The 4,387-nt window shown below is 40.5% G+C and carries 5 protein-coding genes; all 5 read left to right on the top strand.

The features are described 5' to 3' along the window. The first annotated feature begins 145 nt into the window (after nucleotides 1-145). Genes tadA through HOL16_06135 form a run of 5 tightly spaced genes read left to right on the top strand, consistent with a single transcriptional unit; the run spans nucleotide 146 to nucleotide 4,269 of the window. Nucleotides 146-778, top strand: coding sequence for a Flp pilus assembly complex ATPase component TadA (tadA, locus tag HOL16_06155; GenBank protein MBT5390269.1), 633 nt, complete (start codon nucleotides 146-148; stop codon nucleotides 776-778). Beyond that, nucleotides 775-1,992, top strand: a complete 1,218-nt coding sequence (locus tag HOL16_06150) for a type II secretion system F family protein (protein ID MBT5390268.1) — start codon at nucleotides 775-777, stop codon at nucleotides 1,990-1,992. The genes tadA and HOL16_06150 overlap by 4 nt, the downstream gene beginning before the upstream one ends. Further along, on the top strand, nucleotides 1,989-3,455 hold the full coding sequence (locus HOL16_06145) for a hypothetical protein (protein MBT5390267.1): 1,467 nt from the start codon (nucleotides 1,989-1,991) through the stop codon (nucleotides 3,453-3,455). The genes HOL16_06150 and HOL16_06145 overlap by 4 nt, the downstream gene beginning before the upstream one ends. Continuing rightward, nucleotides 3,455-4,015: a hypothetical protein gene (locus HOL16_06140; protein MBT5390266.1), complete on the top strand. Its 561-nt coding sequence runs from the start codon at nucleotides 3,455-3,457 to the stop codon at nucleotides 4,013-4,015. The genes HOL16_06145 and HOL16_06140 overlap by 1 nt, the downstream gene beginning before the upstream one ends. Beyond that, a complete protein-coding gene (locus HOL16_06135; protein MBT5390265.1) occupies nucleotides 4,012-4,269 on the top strand; it encodes a hypothetical protein in 258 nt (85 codons plus the stop codon). The genes HOL16_06140 and HOL16_06135 overlap by 4 nt, the downstream gene beginning before the upstream one ends. The last annotated feature ends 118 nt before the right edge of the window (nucleotides 4,270-4,387 follow it).

Genomic DNA, 4,387 nt, shown 5'->3' with positions numbered 1-4,387 from the left:
CTGTTGTTGAGATTAGTTTGGCTTTTTATCTTTCCTTATTAAACCCCAATAACAGGAGGACCTGGTATTTTTGTCTGGTTTGTCGCTTCTTAAAGACAACAAAAATTAACTCACTCACCTAATTTTGCAATTTGCTCTAGTAACTTTGGAAAATCCAATCGAATATAAACTGCCAATTATTCGACAAACAGAGCTCAAAGAAGGGGGTTATCTCAGTTATGCCCAGGGGCTTAAATCTATCCTACATCAGGATCCAGATATCATTTTTATCAGCGAAATCAGAGACGAAGAAACAGCCAAAATGGCCTTTCGAGCCGCTATGACAGGACATCAAGTTTTCTCGACACTCCACACGAATGACTGTTTTAGTACCCTTCAACGGTTACGAGAACTTGGCATCTCAGCATCCTTGATGGCAGATAATGTTTCGGGGATCCTTGCCCAAAGACTTGTTCGCAAATTATGCAATTCCTGTAAGGAATTGAAGGTTTCCCAGCCTTCCAAAGACAGCTCGAGTCTATGTGGACAACCCCTCTCACTCGCCCATCCAACAGGATGCCTCAAGTGCAATCAAACGGGATATCATGGCAGGCGTCCTCTGATTGAAATTCTCCCCATTGATAACACACTCAATTCCCTCATTGCTTCAAACGCTCCCGTGGAAAAACTGCGTACGGCCGCCAAATCAAATACTTTTCTATCCCTCAAGCAAGATGCCTGTCAAAAGCTTTTCTCCCATGAAACCAGCCTGTCAGAGGTTAATAAGTACGTGCTATGACCCTGTTTCGATATAAGGCTCTCACCAAAACTGGTTACGTTAAAACAGGCCTATTATACGCTCATAACAGGCATGAGTTGAGACGCATTTTAGAAAAGGTTGGTCTTTTTCCAATTTCATTCAACGATTGGAGCATTCCTAGTATTTTTGGAAAACATCTTACATCTGCAAGGAAAAAGAGACTCTTTCTTATAGAAATGTGCTTTCATTTAACCCATATGCTTCGAGCTGACGTTGGTCTGGACAAAGCCCTTTGGGAAGTTTTTCAGCATGACAAATCTTCCCCTTTTGCCCCCACCTGCCACTCACTATACGTAGATATATGTTCTGGCATCTTGTTTAGCCAGGCCTGTGCCAAGCACCCCCAGTTATTTGATCAAGTTTGGGTAAATCTTTTAAAAATTTCTGAAGAAACTGGTCGCTATGAAACAGCCCTAACCCAATTATCTCAACATCTTAAATGGGTCGAAAACGTAGTTCAGCAACTTATCGCAGCAGTCCGCTATCCCATTTATCTCCTTATTTTATTATCTGGACTCATCATTTTCTTGACACATTATCTCTCACCTCCACTCATGCAGTTCTTATCCATGTTGAACCAAACTCCCTCTGGCACAACACAAGCTCTTATTTTTGGCACTGTTTTCCTTCAAGAATGGGGTTATAACTTGCTGTTTTCCCTCATGGGTGCCCTGCTCTTCATCGTTACAGCAAAAAAAATGGATCCCAAATTTCACAGAAAGATTGACCAACTGAAACTTAAAGTTCCCCTTATTGGTCCTCTGACTAAAAATATTCATCTCTATCGCTTTTTATATGGATTCAACTTATTGTTTCTTAACAAAATCAATATATTAAAGTGCTTTTCCCTTGCATCCCTTCCCGTAACCAACCTCTTTCTCCAAGAGCAACTAAACAAAATCCCCCTGTGGATCGAAACGGGAATACCTATTGCGCGCGCCTTTGAAAAAACACAACTCTTCTCATCCTTTGACCTACGAATGATCCAGCTAGGAGAAAATACTGGAGCTCTTTCTGAAGCATTGGAAGTTTCCTGTGAGCGCTATCAACAAATTATTCAAAATCAGTTAAACAAATCCCTCAAATCAGTGGGTCCTCTTTTGACTCTTTTAGTTGGTGCAATTTTGGGTTGGGTGGTGGTTGCCTTTTTCATACCCCTTTATGAAAACTTGTTGAATCTTGAGGTATCATGAAGGGACTTCAAACTATTATTCTAGGACAGCTCAAAAATGTTCTCATTACGAAAAGTAAGAGGAAACTACTCTTTCCTCCTCACGCGTCTTTAAATGGAACTTTAAGGGACGGGCCATTTAATACAAAACCAGACAACGATAATTTAAATCCCACACCCCACAAGAAATATCCTGTGCAACTATTAATGAATGGAGCTGAGCTGCAATATAAACTCGTAACACTCCCCGCTCCTAAATCCCTCTTTTCCTATTGGCATTATAAAAAAGTCATTAAGCAACAGTTAACATTGGAATTTGGTCCCCAATATCTCTCAAGAGCTACTCGTATTTCTAAGTTTTCCTTTAAAAACAAACAACAATATATACTCGCTGCCATCCCTCCCTTAAATGAAAAACCGAATCTTCCCATACTTTCTTCAGGGCTCCTTCCCCTTGAATCTCAAGATTTGGGAAGTTTTCTATTCTCAAAAATGCAACTTTCAGAACCTCCCCTAATTTTCTTGGTAAGTCTGTTGGAATCAGATGGACTCTGCACGATTGTCAGCAATAGAGGGGGCTTCACTTTTCATAAAGTGTCCCCCATCTCAACACAGCTGCCTACGAAAGAAATGTCGAAAGTTATAGAAAAAGAAATATCTCAAACCATTAAAAATTTCCAAAAGAAATCTTCTGAAACAGCTGAAAGCACCTCTATTATCTTGATTTCCCCTCCAGGAATCTTGGAACAATTTCCTGAAGAAATCGAAAAAATGACCGTTTACAAGTTCTCACCCTATGAAGTAGGCCAATATTTGGATAAAACCTTAAACATTGAACCAAATGGGCTCTATGCCGATGCAATTCACGGGCAATGGTTTTCCCGAAAGAAAAGACCATTCCTCGATATACTGGCACAAAATAGCCCGAAAATAAGATGCCTTCGTTTAGCGCCCTCTTTCATCAAATGGATAACTCTTTTCCTTATAGGGGTCGGTATCTGCTATGGCTTTTTGAACCTCCTGACTCTCACAAAAGCACGTCAAACACTTGCAAGTGCAACCTCAGAATCAGAACAATTACATCTACGCCTCAAAAATGGGCAGCCAGTTTCTGAAAAAAACTTTTCACAAGCTCAAACAGCCAAAACTATTTTGAAATCCTACCAGGAGGAAACGAAAACCATTGTCTCTCCACTGCCAATACTGACAATCCTTGCAAAGGAAGTAAGTAAAGTTTGGCACCTGGACAAACTATCCTGGACCAGTGATCAAAAGTTTTCCTTGGATCTCCAAGCAACACGATCCTTTTCAAAACGCACGCAAGCACTGGCATCATTTAGTGAAGTCGTTCAAAGAGTTAAAGGCAACGTTCCTTGGAATTTTTTTTCGACGCCAAAACTTCCTTTTGATTCCGGTAACACGCAACTGTTTTCAGGAAAAGGCTCCTCTCGAGGGCAAATCGAATTCACAATCGGTGACAAGTAATGATTGTGCTGCGTTTCCTTCTATGGCCACTTTTTTTATTCATAAGCACCACTAGTTTGATTGTGGGCGGCGTGTACGTCTTAGAAACTGAAAAACACCCTCTTTTTCAAAAACTGAATAGCATCATGAGAATCGTGGAAAAGCAAAAATCAGAACTGCTTGAAAGGGACAGTTTCCAAGAATATCTAGACAAGGATGCTACTGCCTATAGCCACATGAAAAAGCGCGGGATATTGGATCCTCAAAATCGCATTACCTTTGGAACCTTTATTGAAAGATTGGCCTACAAAAAAGGCTCCCCTCGCATAGAATATAGTCTTTCACCCGAAACAAAAACATATTTGGAATCGAAACAGTCCTGGAAAATAACGACGCCTGGGCAATTTCTTTTGAAAAGGAAATATGATTGGGAGATCTATATTTTTCTTCACAGATTTCTCTTGAATGCACCAGGTTTAATAAAACCTCAAAGCCTGACTATCTCACGAAAAGCCGGACACAACTCCCGTATTGAAGCCGAATTTCATTTCTTCTGGATTAGCTACGGAGACGCAAAATGATTAAGGTAATATTTCTGTGTCTTACAGTGTTCTCAGTGTTCCAAAACCACGCCCTTGGAGAGAATCAACACAATTCCCCCTTCTTCACACCCGATGAAATGAAAGAATTGTGGGGAAAGCTAGATTATATTCCACCGGACAGCTTAGCCCTCGAAGGCATCATATTTAGAGACGAGCACAACTGGATTTGTTGGATAAATGGACACAAAGTAACTGCCGAAACGCAATCTTCTGAGCAAATTGCAAAATTATGAAAGTGCGGAAGTTTCACGGAGGATGCAAGGATAAGAATGATATTTTTTTGCACTGATCAATCCATAAGGCACAATTTTAACTGTTTTTCTGGTCTTCACGCGCAATTTTCCCCTGTTT

The organism is Alphaproteobacteria bacterium (assembly GCA_018662925.1).
GTDB lineage: Bacteria > Pseudomonadota > Alphaproteobacteria > 16-39-46 > JABJFC01 > JABJFC01.
The sequence above is the reverse complement of the archived record's forward strand: the minus strand, read 5'-3'. Positions and strand labels throughout refer to the sequence as shown.

Bases quoted from the DNA above. Each gene is read 5' to 3' on its own strand.
- HOL16_06135 (MBT5390265.1), top strand. From the start codon at position 4,012: ATGATTAAGGTAATATTTCTGTGTCTTACAGTGTTCTCAGTGTTCCAA.
- HOL16_06150 (MBT5390268.1), top strand. From the start codon at position 775: ATGACCCTGTTTCGATATAAGGCTCTCACCAAAACTGGTTACGTTAAA.
- HOL16_06145 (MBT5390267.1), top strand. From the start codon at position 1,989: ATGAAGGGACTTCAAACTATTATTCTAGGACAGCTCAAAAATGTTCTC.
- HOL16_06140 (MBT5390266.1), top strand. From the start codon at position 3,455: ATGATTGTGCTGCGTTTCCTTCTATGGCCACTTTTTTTATTCATAAGC.